The organism is Bacillus mycoides, from assembly GCF_001757995.1.
In the GTDB taxonomy this organism is placed as follows: Bacteria; Bacillota; Bacilli; order Bacillales; family Bacillaceae_G; genus Bacillus_A; species Bacillus_A mycoides_B.
Map to the genome: position 1 here is coordinate 12036 of NZ_LXLV01000065.1, position 15543 is coordinate 27578.

The 15543-nt window shown below is 36.8% G+C and carries 17 protein-coding genes and 1 other annotated feature; of the genes, 3 read left to right on the plus strand and 14 right to left on the minus strand.

Annotated elements, in window-relative coordinates; genetic code table 11:
* Nucleotides 1-12: 12 nt before the first annotated feature.
* Nucleotides 13-651, minus strand: a complete 639-nt coding sequence (locus BWGOE10_RS21920) for a class I SAM-dependent methyltransferase (protein ID WP_070144947.1) — start codon at nucleotides 649-651, stop codon at nucleotides 13-15.
* 136 nt (nucleotides 652-787) lie between these two features.
* Between BWGOE10_RS21920 and BWGOE10_RS21925 the strand changes: the two genes are divergently transcribed.
* Nucleotides 788-1003, plus strand: a complete 216-nt coding sequence (locus BWGOE10_RS21925; RefSeq protein WP_016106207.1) for a YrzA family protein — start codon at nucleotides 788-790, stop codon at nucleotides 1001-1003.
* Between the two features lie 34 nt (nucleotides 1004-1037).
* Here BWGOE10_RS21925 and BWGOE10_RS21930 read toward each other — a convergent pair whose 3' ends face one another.
* The 12 genes from BWGOE10_RS21930 to alaS all read right to left on the minus strand — a co-directional run bounded on the left by BWGOE10_RS21930 (nucleotide 1038) and on the right by alaS (nucleotide 13155).
* A complete protein-coding gene (locus BWGOE10_RS21930; RefSeq protein ID WP_070144948.1) occupies nucleotides 1038-1685 on the minus strand; it encodes a YrrS family protein in 648 nt (215 codons plus the stop codon).
* A 116-nt stretch (nucleotides 1686-1801) separates the two neighbouring features.
* Nucleotides 1802-3553, minus strand: a complete 1752-nt coding sequence (locus BWGOE10_RS21935; protein WP_070144949.1) for a peptidoglycan D,D-transpeptidase FtsI family protein — start codon at nucleotides 3551-3553, stop codon at nucleotides 1802-1804.
* A gap of 91 nt (nucleotides 3554-3644) precedes the next feature.
* Nucleotides 3645-4121, minus strand: coding sequence for a transcription elongation factor GreA (greA, locus tag BWGOE10_RS21940; RefSeq protein WP_131232081.1), 477 nt, complete (start codon nucleotides 4119-4121; stop codon nucleotides 3645-3647).
* Between the two features lie 277 nt (nucleotides 4122-4398).
* Complete coding sequence (gene udk, locus BWGOE10_RS21945; protein ID WP_002145642.1) at nucleotides 4399-5037, minus strand: uridine kinase; 639 nt, start codon at nucleotides 5035-5037, stop codon at nucleotides 4399-4401.
* Between the two features lie 17 nt (nucleotides 5038-5054).
* Nucleotides 5055-6335 (minus strand): peptidase U32 family protein, encoded by a 1281-nt coding sequence (locus tag BWGOE10_RS21950; protein ID WP_002111968.1) that lies wholly within the window; start codon nucleotides 6333-6335, stop codon nucleotides 5055-5057.
* 18 nt (nucleotides 6336-6353) lie between these two features.
* Complete coding sequence (locus BWGOE10_RS21955) at nucleotides 6354-7283, minus strand: peptidase U32 family protein (protein ID WP_070144950.1); 930 nt, start codon at nucleotides 7281-7283, stop codon at nucleotides 6354-6356.
* A 6-nt stretch (nucleotides 7284-7289) separates the two neighbouring features.
* Entirely contained in the window at nucleotides 7290-7931 is a 642-nt protein-coding gene (locus BWGOE10_RS21960) for an O-methyltransferase (protein WP_002122686.1), read from the minus strand.
* Nucleotides 7932-8146: 215 nt separating this feature from the next.
* Nucleotides 8147-9217 (minus strand): endolytic transglycosylase MltG, encoded by a 1071-nt coding sequence (mltG, locus tag BWGOE10_RS21965; RefSeq protein WP_070144951.1) that lies wholly within the window; start codon nucleotides 9215-9217, stop codon nucleotides 8147-8149.
* Nucleotides 9218-9459: 242 nt separating this feature from the next.
* The gene (locus tag BWGOE10_RS21970; protein ID WP_002015279.1) at nucleotides 9460-9738 is read right to left on the minus strand and encodes a DUF1292 domain-containing protein; all 279 of its coding nucleotides are present in this window, start codon (nucleotides 9736-9738) and stop codon (nucleotides 9460-9462) included.
* A 12-nt stretch (nucleotides 9739-9750) separates the two neighbouring features.
* Nucleotides 9751-10164 (minus strand): Holliday junction resolvase RuvX, encoded by a 414-nt coding sequence (ruvX, locus tag BWGOE10_RS21975; RefSeq protein WP_001221204.1) that lies wholly within the window; start codon nucleotides 10162-10164, stop codon nucleotides 9751-9753.
* A gap of 3 nt (nucleotides 10165-10167) precedes the next feature.
* Complete coding sequence (locus BWGOE10_RS21980) at nucleotides 10168-10434, minus strand: IreB family regulatory phosphoprotein (protein WP_000348591.1); 267 nt, start codon at nucleotides 10432-10434, stop codon at nucleotides 10168-10170.
* Nucleotides 10435-10512: 78 nt separating this feature from the next.
* Nucleotides 10513-13155: an alanine--tRNA ligase gene (gene alaS, locus BWGOE10_RS21985; RefSeq protein WP_070144952.1), complete on the minus strand. Its 2643-nt coding sequence runs from the start codon at nucleotides 13153-13155 to the stop codon at nucleotides 10513-10515.
* A gap of 40 nt (nucleotides 13156-13195) precedes the next feature.
* Nucleotides 13196-13414, minus strand: a binding site (T-box leader).
* 237 nt (nucleotides 13415-13651) lie between these two features.
* On the opposite strand from alaS, the gene BWGOE10_RS21990 reads away from it, so the two are divergent.
* Entirely contained in the window at nucleotides 13652-13996 is a 345-nt protein-coding gene (locus BWGOE10_RS21990; RefSeq protein WP_070144953.1) for a PH domain-containing protein, read from the plus strand.
* A 44-nt stretch (nucleotides 13997-14040) separates the two neighbouring features.
* Here the strand turns inward: BWGOE10_RS21990 and BWGOE10_RS21995 are convergent, their stop codons facing one another.
* The gene (locus tag BWGOE10_RS21995) at nucleotides 14041-15108 is read right to left on the minus strand and encodes an AI-2E family transporter (protein ID WP_070144954.1); all 1068 of its coding nucleotides are present in this window, start codon (nucleotides 15106-15108) and stop codon (nucleotides 14041-14043) included.
* 175 nt (nucleotides 15109-15283) lie between these two features.
* On the opposite strand from BWGOE10_RS21995, the gene BWGOE10_RS22000 reads away from it, so the two are divergent.
* Nucleotides 15284-15496, plus strand: coding sequence for a hypothetical protein (locus BWGOE10_RS22000; RefSeq protein WP_070144955.1), 213 nt, complete (start codon nucleotides 15284-15286; stop codon nucleotides 15494-15496).
* Nucleotides 15497-15543: the final 47 nt, after the last annotated feature.

Sequence of the window (15543 nt, forward strand, 5' to 3'; positions counted from 1 at the left end):
TAATCCCTCTTTCTATTGCTTAGTTGCCTCCATTACCCAAACGAAATGATTTAATCTCGTAAACGTTACGTGGAAGCCATTGTTTTCAAAAATAGATTGCATGATCGGAATACGTGTATAGTATTCTGTTTGCAAATCGTTTGCTAACTGATGAAAACCTCTTTGTTTTGCTACTTCGACAGTTTTATCATATGCATCTTGATCTGCAAATATCGTATCAGCAAACACTATTTTACCACCTTTGTTTAGCAATTGACTATACTTCGCAATTGCTACGTCTTTTTCTTCATCTGTTAAATGATGAAATGCATAGGTGCTCACAATAGTATCAATTGAATTTGGAACTTCAAATGAAAGAAAATCACCTTCTGTAATTGAAAACTCTTTTGGTAATTTCTCTTTAGCAATAGTACGCATTTCGCGTGACGGTTCTATACCGTAAACTGTATGGCCGGCAAGTAATAATTTATTTGTTAAATTGCCAGTACCAACACCAAATTCTAATACGTTGCCAAATGACTTGTTAACTACATCCTCTAAAATGTCCTCATAACGGGCGAAAACTTCTTTATATTGTATATCTTCGCCTTGTACAAATGAGTCGTACGTATGAGCCCATTCATCAAATAAACCATTAAATTCTGTTCCCATAAAAATTCCCCTTTTTCTTATCGGTTTTATCAGTATGATATTCCCTCTTTCTAAAAATGTCAATTGAAATGTACGTAGTATTTCCTTCTTTTCTTTGTTACACTATAGGTGATTACATAGGAGAGGGGTCGTCTTCGTGTCATTTACCTTTGAAATGTTAGAAGATAAAGTAGAGTTTTTTGAAGCGGCGGACTTAGCTTCTTTAGAAAAAAAAATTAGTGAGCAAATTGATAATAATAAAGCACTTATGCTCGAAGTACATCACATCTCACATCAAATGGTTATGGATCCTGAAAGCAAAAGACCTTATTATAGTGCGGTTGTTCATTTTAAATTAAAGAAATTACGCTAACTAAAAAAGAGAGGCTCATAAGAGCCTCTCTTTTTTAGTTTAGAGTTTGAACAAGCACTGGTTTCCAGCCCTCATTTTCTACCCAATCAATATTTACATAATATTTTTTACCTGATTGCTTATCTTGTACGTTACCGTAAGCTTTATTCTTACCATTATTTCCGATTCTATGAATAACTAATTGCTCTACCGGAACGTCAATTGCAGCGGAAATCGCTTTATTCATCTCATTCCAATCTGCTGTACCTTTGTTAAACGTCATCGCAGGTGTTGCACCTTGCTCTGTGCCTACTGGCTTCCAAGAGGATTTCGTATACGCATCTGTTGCCTTTGGCTGTGTTTTTTCAGCTGTTACTTTCTCGTTAGCTTTCGCTTCCTCTTCAGCTTTTTTCTTTTCTTCTTCAGCCTTTAGCTTCTCTTCTTCCTTCTTCTTAGCCTCTGCTTTCTCTTGCTCGTTCTTCTTCGTCTCTTCTTTACCTTTAGCTTTCTCAGCTTTATTCTCTTTTGTTGTTTGCTGAGTTACTTTTTTATCACTAGAAGACGCTTGCTCTTTTCTTTCAGGAACAAACAATTGATATGATACAATAACTACTAATATTAATACAATTGCGATTGCAATATTTAAAACACCGTTTTGACGACGTTTTTGTTGTTTCTGTTGGAATCTAGATCCTCCTGCCATTCTTCAAACCTCCATGCAGTTTTTCATACTTGCTATTGTAACATTAAATCTAGAAAGGTTGAACATTTACAATAATATTTTCACGAAATGAAAACATTTCATAAATAATTGCAAGATTACTTTTCAATTTCTAATTGATGAATTGCTTCTACCATTTCTGCAAAAGCTGGTGTAACTACATTTACGTTATCTGTTTCTATATCAACTACAACTAAAGCATATCTTGGGTTTTCATATGGAAAATAACCTGCAAACCAGCGATTCACCGTCTCTCCTTTTCCTGTTTGTGCCGTCCCAGATTTTCCAGCGACAGTTAGTGGCAACGAACGGAATGCGATTCCCGTTCCTTTCTCCATCGTTACAACGCCTCTTAACAACTGTTGTAATTTTTTCATCGTTTCATAAGAAAGCTGTTTCCCATTTAATTTATGATTTTCAAATGTAAAAAAGTCGGTTCCATTTTTATACACTATTTTTTTCACAGCTTTCACTTCCATCTTCTCTCCACCTCTAGCAATTGTCGCCATCATATTCGCTATAGCTAGAGGTGACACACGTACATCTTTTTGTCCGACCATCGTTTGAGCAATCGCTTTTCTACTATCTTTATTTTCTTCGCTCCCCCAAATAATAGCACTCTTTTCTTCTGGTAATTGCTCAAATTCTGGTGTATGAAATACCGAACCTTTCCACCCTACCTTCTTACTTGCTCCTAAGGCCTCTAAATACGTCTCTAATACTTCCCTATCCTTTTGCATTAGTTCATCACCTAACACGGCAAACGTTCGATTACAGCTTCTAGCAAAGCTTTCCTTAAAGTTTAATGATCCCATCATAACTTGCGGAAGATTTTCACCGTATAAATCCGTATTACAGTTAAATGTACGATTAAACCGCACCAAATTCTCATCAATTCCTGCTGCTGCAACTACTGTTTTAAAAACAGACCCCGGAAAATGAGGAGTTAACATTTGATTTTCAAGTGTAGCTTTATATATCCTCCTATCATTCATCTGTAAAGAAGGCTTACTTACCATTGCTAAAACTTCACTATTCTTTATGTCTAGTAATACTAACCCACCTTTTTTTATTTTGTTTTCATCTATAATCTTCTCTGCTCGTCGTTGCAACGTTTTATGTATTGTTGTTTGAATAGTAACTGGATAAAACGGATTTCCTGGTGAAGTGTATTTCGCCTGCTTCCCAAAAATCGGTTCTCCCTGTCGATCCACTTGATATAGTACTTTCGCTTCTCCATCAGTCAGTAAAAATTCATCAAATGATTGTTGCAATCCCGAAATACCAATTGGCGTTTGTTTCGAAGTTTTTTTCATTTCTCCATAACGCTTTTGAAACTCCTGTTCATTCTCTCCCACATCACCCATTAAATGATTTGCCTCTCCCGTTTGCTTCAGTCGAACTTCTGCTGCTACAATACCTAAAATATCTAATTGATTTACCTTCTCCATTTGCTCGAGCGTTAATTGAAATGGGATATTCCCCCTTCGTAATATAAATGCTTGATTCTTATTTTTCATTTGCAGTCTTATCTCTGGCCTCGACACACCAATGATATGCGCAATTTTCTCTAACATGTCATTTTTTATTTGTAAAAATGGAAAAACAATTAAGACTGGATATTTCTCTTCACCAATTTCCTTACCATTTCGATCTGTAAAATGCCCTCTTCCATTATCTACTGTAAGTGATTGTGTTCGTTGCGTAACACTTTTTTCAATCAAATTGATATTTCGATTTGTAAAGGATTCCGTATCTATAATCTGTATTTGGATTAAACGACAAAGTAATAAAAAAATCACACACATAAAACAAATTAAAACAATTATAATTCTCCGTTTCATTTTCATAAAAAACACCTCGTCTATTGTAGTTTAGACGAGGTGTTTCACCTTTTATACAAATAAAAAATCACTCGTTTTCACACGAGTGATTTTTACGTTATTTTACAGAGATAATCTCTACTTGCATTTCTCCGCCCGGTGTTTGGATTGCTACCTTCTCACCAATTTGCTTACCTAATAAGCTTTTTGCGATTGGAGAATCGTTAGAAATTCTTCCTTCAAATGGATCAGCTTCTGCGCTACCTACGATTGTGTACGCTTCTTCGTCTCCACCTGGTAACTCTTTAAATGTTACTGTTTTACCTAATGTTACAACTGTAGACTCTTCACCATTATCTTGAATGATAACTGCGTTACGAATCATATTTTCTAGTTGTGTAATACGCCCTTCAACGAATGCTTGCTCATCTTTCGCTGCATCGTACTCAGAGTTCTCAGAAAGATCTCCGAAGCTACGTGCGATTTTAATACGCTCTACAACTTCTTTACGTCTTACTGTTTTTAATTGTTCAACTTCGTTCTCTAGTTTTTGCTTACCCTCTTGCGTCATAGGGTATGTTTTTTCTGTTGCCATGTTTTCCACTCCTTTTATATACCAATCCCCTGAAAAAAAGAGGAGTTCCATATGAAAACTCCTCCGCTTATATATAGCGGAGGTTTCTAGCACACGTGCACTAGTGGAGTTGTCACATACAACCCCTTATTCTCCAATTCTTCCTTATGTAAAGAAGGTATGTATGGAAAGTTGATATAAATATGCCCTCACCTATTGGTAGGTGAGGTTTCATGTTTCATTGTATTCGATAAGAAGGGAAAAAATCCCTTCCTATCGTATATCTTTTACTATGCTATTACAAATTTACTTTTTGTTCAAGAATTGTTGCAATTTTTGTAACCATAATATCAATTGCAACATGGTTTTGTCCACCTTCAGGTATAATAATATCCGCAAATTTCTTAGAAGGCTCAATAAATTGATTATGCATTGGTCGTACAACGTTTACGTATTGGTCAATAACTGAATCCATTGTACGACCGCGCTCTTCAATATCGCGCTGCATGCGGCGTAAAATACGAAGGTCCGCATCTGTATCAACGAACACCTTAATATCCATTAACTCACAAAGACGTGGGTCTTCTAAAATAAGAATTCCTTCTAAAATAATTACATCTTTCGGCTCAACTGGAATAATTTTTTCTGAACGCGTATGCACTGTATAGTCATATATAGGCTTTTCCACTTGCTCATATGCAAGCAACTGCTGCAAATGGTCAATTAACAAATCATTATCAAACGCTAACGGATGATCGTAATTTGTTTTTAAACGTTCTTCCATTGGTAAATGGCTTTGATCTTTGTAATAATAATCTTGCTCCAAGATTAAAATGGAATGACCTTTAAAATGGTCAAAAATCGCTTTCGTTACACTTGTTTTTCCTGATCCTGAACCACCAGCGATTCCAATTACAACAGGCTTATTCGTCCCCATTCGACTACCACTCTTTCTTATTGAAGTATGTTTTTGCGCATCATATTATTCACATACACTGGTTGATCCACTTTGAATTTCACGATTTGCAACGGATGTCTCGCTGCATCTAATTCGTTTCCATCCTCATCCCAAATTTTCTCCACCGTCTGCGTAAAGTTTTCTATTTCTGGCCCAAAGAACTCCACTTCATGTCCTGGTTTGAAGTGATTACGTTGCTCAAGCGTTACGATTCCCGTTTCTTCATTATAATCTAACACTAAACCAGCAAAATCATACGTTGTTTTCTTACTATGATTTCCAAACATTTGCTCTTGATGTCCTGGAACCCCTTCAAAGAATGCAGGAGCTGTATCACGATTTGCACATTTATCAAGCTCATCTAACCATTCTTGTTTAAACTCAAAGTTATCCGGATCCGCACAATACGCATCAATTACTTTACGATATACAGTTGCTACAGTCGCTACGTAATGGATAGATTTCATACGTCCTTCAACTTTTAAGCTATCAATTCCAATTTCAATCATTTTCGGAATGGATAAGATTAAATTTAAATCTTTTGGGCTCATCGCAAAGTGAGCATCTTCTTCTTGGAATAGAGGAAGCTCTTTTGCATCTTTATGTTGTGATACCGTTTGAACTAAATCATAATCCCAGCGGCAAGATTGACAACAACCACCACGGTTAGAGTCACGCGCTGTCATATGGTTACTTAATGTACATCTCCCTGAATACGCGATACACATTGCACCATGGACGAATGCTTCAATTTCAATATCAACTTTTTCTTTAATTTCTTTCATTTCTTCATAGCTTGCTTCACGAGCTAATACAAGACGATGTAAACCTTCTTCTTTCCAATACTGTGCTGCTTTCCAGTTGGATAGTGATTGTTGTGTACTTAAATGCACCTCAACAGAAGGCGCTACACGTTTACATGTCTCAATAATAAGCGGATCGGCAACGATAATTCCCGTTACGCCAGCTTTTTCAATCCCTTTTAAATATTCCTCTAGCCCATCCATATTTTCATTATGTGCAAAAATATTTGTTGTTACGTATATTTTTGCTCCATATTTCTTTGCAAATTCAACGCCTTCTGCCATGTCTTCCAGCGTAAAGTTACCTGCATTAGAACGAAGACCAAATTCTTGTCCACCTAAATATACAGCATCTGCCCCATAATGGATAGCTACTTTTAATTTTTCTAAGTTACCCGCAGGGATTAACAGTTCAGGTTTTTTCACAATAACGCGTTTGCCATCGATCACTCGTGAAATTTCTTGTACAGTCATTTCCTACACCCTCCTCGTTTAGTAAACCGTTTCTTTAAAGAAGAATCCTGTATCTAACGGACGATTTACCGGTTGTATTTCTTCTATCTCTTTAAATAAATCATCTTTCACGTCATAATACGCATCACGATCTTCTACACACAAATCAATCGCCTTACGATATTTCTTCGTTACCTCAATAATGTATTCAGAACTCTTTAGGACACCATCAATTTTTAAGCTATCGACTTCAGCATCGATTAGTTCCTCTAACTCATCGATGAAACAAATATCATTCGGACTCATAATGTGAGTACCATTTTCATCTTCATAAATTGGATATTTGTTATTACGTTCTGGGTCGTATAAGAACATATTCTCTTCATACTTTTTCTTTTCGATGTCGAGATTACGCCCTTGATACTCAAAGTAGTTTCCTACTAGTGAACGCTTCGATTGGAACATGCAAGTCATACCGTGAATTTGTACTTCAAGTTCCACTTCAGCATTTTCTTTTAATTCAGCAATCTCATCTAAGCTAAGCTCACGAGCTAATACAGCGCGTTTCGCGCCTCTTTGCCCCCAATAGTTACAAGTAAACCAGTTTGTTGCTGTCGTTTCTGTATTCCAGTGCAGTTGCATATTTGGTGCAACTTCACGAACAGCCATTAATACCGCTGGATCTCCGAAAACAATCGCATCTACATTTATCTCATTTAAAAAGGCAACGTAGTCCGTTAATTCTTCCACTTTATCATTGTGGAACATTGCATTCATTGCAACGTATACTTTCACACCATTTTCATGCGCAATGTTTACAGCTTGTTTCACATCTTCACGTGAAAACTCTCCTGCCAAACGTAAACCAAACTTTTGTTCACCAACCATTACTGCATCTGCCCCTGCTTTCACAAGAGGTTCAATATCCGCCACCGCTCTAGGCGTTACTAACAATTCAGGTTTCTTCATACTTTGTCACCCTCTCTTTTTACTTACAGCCACTCCATCGCCAATTGGGAAAATCGTTGTATCATATCCTTCATGGTTCATAAGCCATTCATTGTACGTCTTAATACGACGAATCAAACCACGCGTACGTCTATTTTCAATTTTCTCTTTTGTCGTCACAAGACCATGGTACATAACGTTATCTGAAATAATAACGCCACCTGGATTTAATAACGGTTCGTATAAGTCAAAAAAGCGACGATACTGCCCTTTCGCTGCATCAATAAAAATAACATCAAATGTTCCATGTTCTTTCACTTGTTCGCCCGTTTCTAAAGCATCACCGTAAATAACAGAAATACGGTCTGTTACCGGGGAACATTCTATATATTCAAGTGCCTTTTCATATCGTTCACGATTGCGCTCTACTGTCACAATGCGAGAGTTCGGAATAGCTTGCATCATACGAATACTAGAATAACCGATTGCTGTTCCAAGTTCTAAAATACTTTCCGGTCCAATTAAACGTAAAAATTGCAGCATAAATTCCATTCCAAGTCGATCCATAATCGGCACATGGTTTTCAGTTGCATACTCTTCCATTTCAAGAATTAATTTATCTTTTGGATCAATAAATGATAATAGGTACTCGTTAACTGCATCCTCCATAATTGGTCCTCCTTATTTACATGGAGAAGTGCCTCTATGACGCGTCAACATTTGTCTTTTCACACATAGAATGCAATAAAAATACAAGCCAGTTTCACCCTTAGCTTGTACGTCCCGTTTTGATATTAAAAACGATTCTTCTGCCAGTTTTTAACCCGATATATTTTACCACAAAAAAGAGGGATGTGCGACCTTTTTCGCTACCCCTCCCCATTTCACTGTTTTTTCGTAATGTATTTTTGCTTTAATGCATTATGTTCTTCTAATGTTTTCGCATAATACACTTCACCACTTGGTGCAGCTAAGAAATAATAATAATCTGTTTGCGCAGGATCTAACGCTGCTTCCACTGAATGTTTACCAGAGTTTGCAATCGGTCCAACTGGCAATCCTTTCACAACATACGTATTGTACGGTGAGTTTACTTTCAAGTCTTCGTATAATACACGTTGTTTATGCTTTCCAAGCGCGTATAATACCGTCGGATCCGTTTGAAGCGGCATACCTTTCGCTAAACGATTATAGAAAACACTAGAGATTTTCTGGCGATCAGTAAAGCCAGTGGCCTCTTCTTCAATAAGTGAAGACAACGTGAGAAGTTGATGCACATCCCAGTTCTTCGCTTTCATTTTCGCCTCATTTTGAACAATAATTGCATTTGTTTTCTCAAGCATCGGGATTACAATTTCTTCTAACTTTGTATCCTTTTTATAGAAAGAATACGTTGCTGGATATAAGTATCCTTCTAGTGGATATTTAATGTTACTATCAAAAATTTTATCCGTTAATAGCTTCGGATACTTTTGCTGCATTTTTTGAATAAATGCTTTATCGTTTAATTGACGCACAACATCATCTTTATTCCACTTTAATTCTGCCGCAATCACTTCAGCGATTTCAGTTACTTGCGCCCCTTCTTTAATCGTCACTTTATAAAGAGCCGGACGATGTACGTTGCCAGATGACATTTGCTCAATAACATCGTTAGCACTCATCGAAGGATTTAATAAATATGTACCTGCTTGTAAGCTTTTTGACTTAAATTTCGTATAAAAACTAAAAACTGTACCGCTTTTCACAGCACCTTTTTCTTCTAAAATCTCACCGATTTCACTTGTAGATGACCCCTTTGGAATCTCTACCTCAATCTCTTTTTTATTTCCACTATCAACTGGCCCTAATGCAGATGAAATATACGCATAGACTGATCCACAAACTAAAAGCAGTGCGATAATCGAAATTAAAAAAATGCGTCTACGCTTCTTCTTCACTTGATTCTCTACCAAAATTCTTCCTCCTTATTCAATTGTAGACCATATACACTTCCTCTATACAATGCCCTACAAACATAAAGCAAAACCAATCATTTCTAAATAATTGGTGACAGCTGCTCATTTAAAGCCTTTTTTTCATACAACCCGTCTTATTATACTATAAACAATTAAGTAGTTTCGACAAAAAATCTGTCATTTTGCATATGAATACAAAAAAGGCGAACTGTGTACACAGTTCGCCTTTTTATCCATTACTATTCTTCTTCTTGCTCATCAGCAAGAGTGTTAAACATTTCTTGTACCATTTCCCACTCTTCTTCAGATTCAATTGAAAGTAATGTTCCGCCCTCGTCTTCACTTTGCTCGTATGCCATTGCATCGAAGATTTGGTCTCCATCTTCGTCTACTTCACCGATTGGAGAGAAGACTACGTAAGATTTTTTGCCGAATTTTTCAGCATCAAAAGTGAAAATAATTTCACATAAATGTTCGTTTCCTTTTTCGTCTACAATTGTAATTTGATTTTCTTCCATTTTGGTCACCTCTTATTTACTATCTAAAAATCCTTGTAAGATCACGACTGCAGCCATCTTATCGATTACCTGTTTTCGCTTCTTACGGCTCACATCAGCTGAAATGAGCAGACGTTCCGCTGCCATCGTCGACAAACGCTCGTCCCACATTACAACTTCTAATTGTAACAGATTTCGCAGGTTTTCTGCAAATTGCTGGCACGCTTCACCACGAGGGCCGATTGTACCATTCATATTTTTAGGTAAACCTACTACTATTTTGTCCACATTGTACTGTTTTACCAACTCAGAAATACGATCAAAACCAAAGTGGCCTCGTTCTTCGTTAATCCTGATTGTTTCCAGCCCTTGTGCTGTCCAGCCCATTTCATCGCTCATTGCAACACCGACTGTTTTAGTACCAACATCTAAACCTAATATCCGCATAAACTACTCCTCACGATGATGTTTCAAGTAAGACTTCACAAGCTCTTCAATTATCTCATCACGTTCAAGCTTGCGAACGATGCTTCGTGCATCTTTATGGCGAGGTATGTATGCTGGATCTCCACTTAATAAATAACCGACGATTTGGTTAATCGGATTATAACCTTTTTCTTGAAGTGCATCATACACAGTTAAAAGTACATCATTTACATGGACACTCTGTTTTTCATCTTGAATGCTAAACTTCATTGTTTTATCAAAACCGTCCATTTCAAGCACCTCACTTGTAAGTAGTAAGTATAGGGAGAAGAACTTCTCCTCTCCCTACCATTGTACACTACTATCTCTTTATTTTGAAACAGATTTAACGTACTCTTGTACAAATGCTAAAGCTTCCTCTACTTGCGCTGGGTTTTTACCACCTGCTTGAGCCATGTCAGGACGGCCACCACCGCCTCCTCCACAACGAGAAGCTACTTCTTTCACAAGTTTACCTGCATGGTAACCTTGACTAATTAAATCTTTCGTTACGCCAGCTAAAATATTTACTTTATCGTCATTTACAGACGCTAATACAACAACTACAGACTCTAATTTATTTTTAAGGTCGTCCATCATTGTACGTAAGTTGTTCATATCTGCAACATTTACTTTCGCCGCTAATACGTTCACGCCATCAACTGTCATTACTGAATCAGTTAAGTTTCCAGCTTCGATATTGCTTAATTTCGCAGCAAGAGATTCATTTTCTTTTTGAAGTTGTTTCACTTCAGCAAATAAACCATCTACTCTCGTTAAAATATCTTTCGGATTTGTTTTCATTTTTCCTGCTGCTTCTTTTAATAAACCTACTTGATCGTTCATTAATTCGTATGCAGACTTACCAGTTACCGCCTCAATACGACGAGTTCCTGCACCGATACCAGACTCAGCAACGATTTTGAAAATACCGATAGAAGCTGTGTTATCAACGTGACAACCACCGCAAAGTTCTAAGCTGTAATCGCCTACTTGTACAACGCGTACAACATCACCGTATTTTTCACCGAATAATGCCATTGCGCCCATTTCTTTCGCTTCTTCGATTGCTTTTTGAGAAATCGCAACATCAATACTTTCCCAAATTTTTTCGTTTACGATACGCTCAATTTTTTCTAATTCGTCAGCTTGTACTTGACCGAAGTGAGAGAAGTCAAAACGTAAACGTTCAGATGTTACAAGAGAACCCGCTTGGTTAACATGCGTTCCAAGTACATCTTTTAACGCTTGGTGTAGTAAGTGAGTTGCTGTATGGTTTTTCACAACGCTACTACGGTTTTTCGTATCGATAAGAGCTTTTACAGCCGCATCTTTCGTTAATGTACCTTCTTCCACAACTACTTTGTGTAAGTTTTGACCATTTGGTGCTTTTTGTACATCTTTTACAACAACTTTCACGCCGTCAGCAAGAAGGTAACCACGGTCTGCAATTTGCCCACCGCTCTCAGCGTAGAATGGCGTTACATCAAGCATTAATTGTCCTTCTTCACCTGCTTGTAGGCTATCTGTGTACTCACCATTTTTCACAAGTGCAACAACGTTACTTTCTGTTGCAACTGTACCGTAACCAACGAATTCGCTCACTACTTTAACTTCACCAAGTACACCGCCTTGAACTTGCATAGAGTCAACGTCTTGACGAGCAGCACGTGCACGCTCACGTTGTTTCTCCATTTCATTTTCAAAGCCTGCTTGATCAACTGTCATACCAGCTTCTTCTGCATATTCTTCTGTTAATTCAATCGGGAAACCGTACGTGTCGTATAGACGGAACGCATCTACGCCAGAAATAACAGTTGTTTTTTCTTCTTTCGCTTTTGCAATTACTTCAGCTAAAATTGATTCACCATCATGAAGTGTTTCATGGAAACGCTCTTCTTCATTCTTCACAACTTTTGCGATGAAATCTTTCTTTTCAAGTACTTCTGGATAGAAGTCTTTCATTACTTCTCCAACAACCGGTACTAATTCAAACATGAATGGACGGTTGATATTTAATTTCTTAGAATAACGAACAGCACGGCGTAATAAACGACGTAATACATAACCACGGCCTTCGTTAGATGGAAGAGCACCGTCACCAACAGCGAATGTTACTGTACGGATATGGTCAGCAATTACTTTAAACGCCATATCTTTTTCTAAATCGCCATTACGATACTTCTCACCAGAAATTGATTCTGTTGCACCAATCATCGGCATGAATAGGTCTGTATCAAAGTTCGTAGGCACATCTTGAACGATAGATGTCATACGCTCTAGACCCATCCCTGTATCGATATTTTTCTTAGGAAGCGGCGTATATGAACCGTCTGGGTTATGGTTAAATTGAGAGAATACAAGGTTCCATACTTCTAAGTAACGCTCGTTTTCTCCGCCCGGATATAATTCTGGATCACTAAAGTCATTACCGTAAGCTTCACCGCGGTCATAGAAAATTTCTGTATTCGGTCCACTTGGTCCTTCACCGATATCCCAGAAGTTTTCTTCTAAACGGATGATGCGTTCTTTTGGAACACCCATTTTCTCATTCCAAATTGTGAATGCTTCTTCATCTTCCGGATGAATTGTAACAGATAGTAATTCTTTATCGAATCCGATCCATTTGTCGCTCGTTAGAAATTCCCAAGCCCAAGTAATTGCTTCTTCTTTGAAGTAATCACCGATTGAGAAGTTCCCTAACATTTCAAAGAATGTATGGTGACGAGCTGTTTTCCCTACGTTTTCAATATCGTTTGTACGAATTGATTTTTGAGCATTTGTAATACGTGGATTTTGCGGAATTACGCGTCCATCAAAATATTTTTTTAATGTTGCTACACCACTGTTAATCCATAGAAGAGATGGATCTTCATGTGGAACTAGTGATGCACTAGGTTCTACTGCATGTCCTTTTTCTTGGAAAAAGTCTAAAAACATTTGACGAATTTGTGCGCCTGTTAGTTGTTTCATTGTATTTTCCTCCTTAAATATAAAAAACTCCCGTCCCTATAAAAGGGACGAGAGTTAACTCGCGATACCACCCTAATTATGAATTGATTATTATAACAATCAATTCATCACCTCATGGTGCCGTAACGTGGCAAGACGGCAGTGATTAGCTGCTCTCAGGATTAGCTTTCTGTTACCCTTCATTTAAAGCTTCTTTCAGCCAGTGGAAGCTTCTCTCTACAAATGGACTGTAACGTACTTGTTCCGTCATTGATTTAATGTATTATATGACTAAATATAATAGAATTCTCTTAAGTTTGTCAATGTAGATAATCATTTATATTGTATCAATTGCTTATTAATCATAGCTATTCTACTATTCATTCTTAACAGCCTTTAAATATATTATGCATTTATTACTAAATAGGAATCTCCTCATAAAAAACACCTTATAAAAATTTCTGAACATTACATTTCTTGTTATAATTAAATTATTAATAATGAAGGAGCGATCACAATGACAACCTTATTGAACAAAGCTAAAAACATGTTAACTACGGACGAAACTATATTGTTTTACGCAGCATGCTCATTAGATATATTTATATATCGTTCCGTTGCAAGGCCAGGACTGTTAATCTTAACGAACAAAAGGCTCTTCTTTTACGGACCAGATTTAAGCAAAAACCCAATATTTGAAGAGTACTCTTTCGCAAAAATTTCTAATCTAAAAGAACAGAAACGACTTTTCAGTAATCAAATTGTATTTATGTATGATGATGAATGGAAAAAAATAAAACATATTCAAACAAATGATGTGAGCGGGATTATTCAACAAATAAAAGAACAACTCTCTAAATAACCATATTATTAGCCCTCTATCTCTATAGATAGAGGGCTTTCACATTAAATATCTTCTCTTTTCCAAAGAGGCCTCACATGAACGACCACTGTACGAATAACAGCTAAAATTGGAACCGATATTAGCAATCCTACAATCCCCGCTATCTCTCCTCCAACTAGTAATGCGAGCATAATAATAACGGGATGCATACGAAGCGACTTACCAACGATGTAAGGAGATAAAATGTTACTTTCCAAAAATTGCAAAATAGCAATCGTAATCCCCGCCTTAATGAGTAAACTCGTTGATACCGTTGCCGCAATCATCAACGTGGGAATCGCCCCTAAAATAGGACCAAAGTACGGGATTATATCCGTTACCCCAATAATAATGCCGAGTAATAACGGATATTTCATACCGATAAACCAAAAAGAAAGAACAGATACTCCCCCTAATACTAAGCAAACAAATAACTGTCCTCGAATATAACTTCCGAGTGACTTATCAATTTCTTTCGCAAGCATTTGACCCGTACTACGCCACTTACTCGGAACTAGTTTCCAAAAAATATGATAAAACTCACCGTAATCTTTTAATATGTAAAATACAATGAACGGAATTAAGAAAATAATGAGCAATGAATCTAATACACCACGGGCTGTGCTCATAACTTTATTTAAAAGCGTTTGTATCTTCATTTCTACACCAACGAAAATTTGCTTTACCTTTTCATGAATAAATGATGGGAAATTCGCTGTTTGTTCTGTAACTCCATCCATCCAAGAATCGTACATTTTTGTAAACTGCGGAAATTGTTCATTAATTTCTTGTAACTGCTTAATAACAACTGGCGTTCCTTTATAAATTCCATAGCCAATTCCGCCAAAGAAAAGAATATAAATGAGCAAAATAGCAAGTGTGCGTGGCATTCCTTCCTTATGGATTTTTTCAATTAAAGGGTGCAATAAATAAGCAATAAAACAAGCAATAAGAAACGGTGTGATCGCCACTTTAAATACAAAAACAATCGGTGCCCATAGTGGCTTAATTTTTAAAAAGACGAGCAAACAAAGAAAAATAAGTAACAATAATCCTAAACGATATATCCAAATGATTTTAAGATTCTTCACACGAAAAACCTCCTCCACCTTTATTTTGAAAATAAATAGGTTAGGTTATGTGCAAAAGTTTTAAAATCTTTTATACAGACCATACTGTTTTTTAAAGACGTACATATATTTAACATAATAAGGACAACCACCCCTGAAAATACAAAGCGTCAAAATATAATCAGGAGGGCTAATTATGGTTTTATTTATGCTCGTATTATCAGCACTTTTTATGATTCTTGAATGGATTTGTATCGGGTTTGGTATTTGGAAAGGTTTCTTTATTCGTTCCTCGCGAAAAGAAAGAGCGAAGCAATTATGGCGTTACGGAATACTTGGAGTTGGATGTTATGGCCTCTCTTATGTTTTCTCGGAAATCGGACTTTTATATTTGCATATGAACGTGTAAAAAAACTCCCTCATCAATAAGGGAGTTTTTCACTTTAATCGAAATTA

Coding starts and splice junctions, on each gene's coding strand:
- BWGOE10_RS21920 (WP_070144947.1), bottom strand. CDS start 651: ATGGGAACAGAATTTAATGGTTTATTTGATGAATGGGCTCATACGTAC.
- BWGOE10_RS21930 (WP_070144948.1), bottom strand. CDS start 1,685: ATGGCAGGAGGATCTAGATTCCAACAGAAACAACAAAAACGTCGTCAA.
- BWGOE10_RS21935 (WP_070144949.1), bottom strand. CDS start 3,553: ATGAAAATGAAACGGAGAATTATAATTGTTTTAATTTGTTTTATGTGT.
- greA (WP_131232081.1), bottom strand. CDS start 4,121: ATGGCAACAGAAAAAACATACCCTATGACGCAAGAGGGTAAGCAAAAA.
- udk (WP_002145642.1), bottom strand. CDS start 5,037: ATGGGGACGAATAAGCCTGTTGTAATTGGAATCGCTGGTGGTTCAGGA.
- BWGOE10_RS21950 (WP_002111968.1), bottom strand. CDS start 6,335: ATGACTGTACAAGAAATTTCACGAGTGATCGATGGCAAACGCGTTATT.
- BWGOE10_RS21955 (WP_070144950.1), bottom strand. CDS start 7,283: ATGAAGAAACCTGAATTGTTAGTAACGCCTAGAGCGGTGGCGGATATT.
- BWGOE10_RS21960 (WP_002122686.1), bottom strand. CDS start 7,931: ATGGAGGATGCAGTTAACGAGTACCTATTATCATTTATTGATCCAAAA.
- BWGOE10_RS21970 (WP_002015279.1), bottom strand. CDS start 9,738: ATGGAAGAAAATCAAATTACAATTGTAGACGAAAAAGGAAACGAACAT.
- ruvX (WP_001221204.1), bottom strand. CDS start 10,164: ATGCGGATATTAGGTTTAGATGTTGGTACTAAAACAGTCGGTGTTGCA.
- BWGOE10_RS21980 (WP_000348591.1), bottom strand. CDS start 10,434: ATGGACGGTTTTGATAAAACAATGAAGTTTAGCATTCAAGATGAAAAA.
- alaS (WP_070144952.1), bottom strand. CDS start 13,155: ATGAAACAACTAACAGGCGCACAAATTCGTCAAATGTTTTTAGACTTT.
- BWGOE10_RS21990 (WP_070144953.1), top strand. CDS start 13,652: ATGACAACCTTATTGAACAAAGCTAAAAACATGTTAACTACGGACGAA.
- BWGOE10_RS22000 (WP_070144955.1), top strand. CDS start 15,284: ATGGTTTTATTTATGCTCGTATTATCAGCACTTTTTATGATTCTTGAA.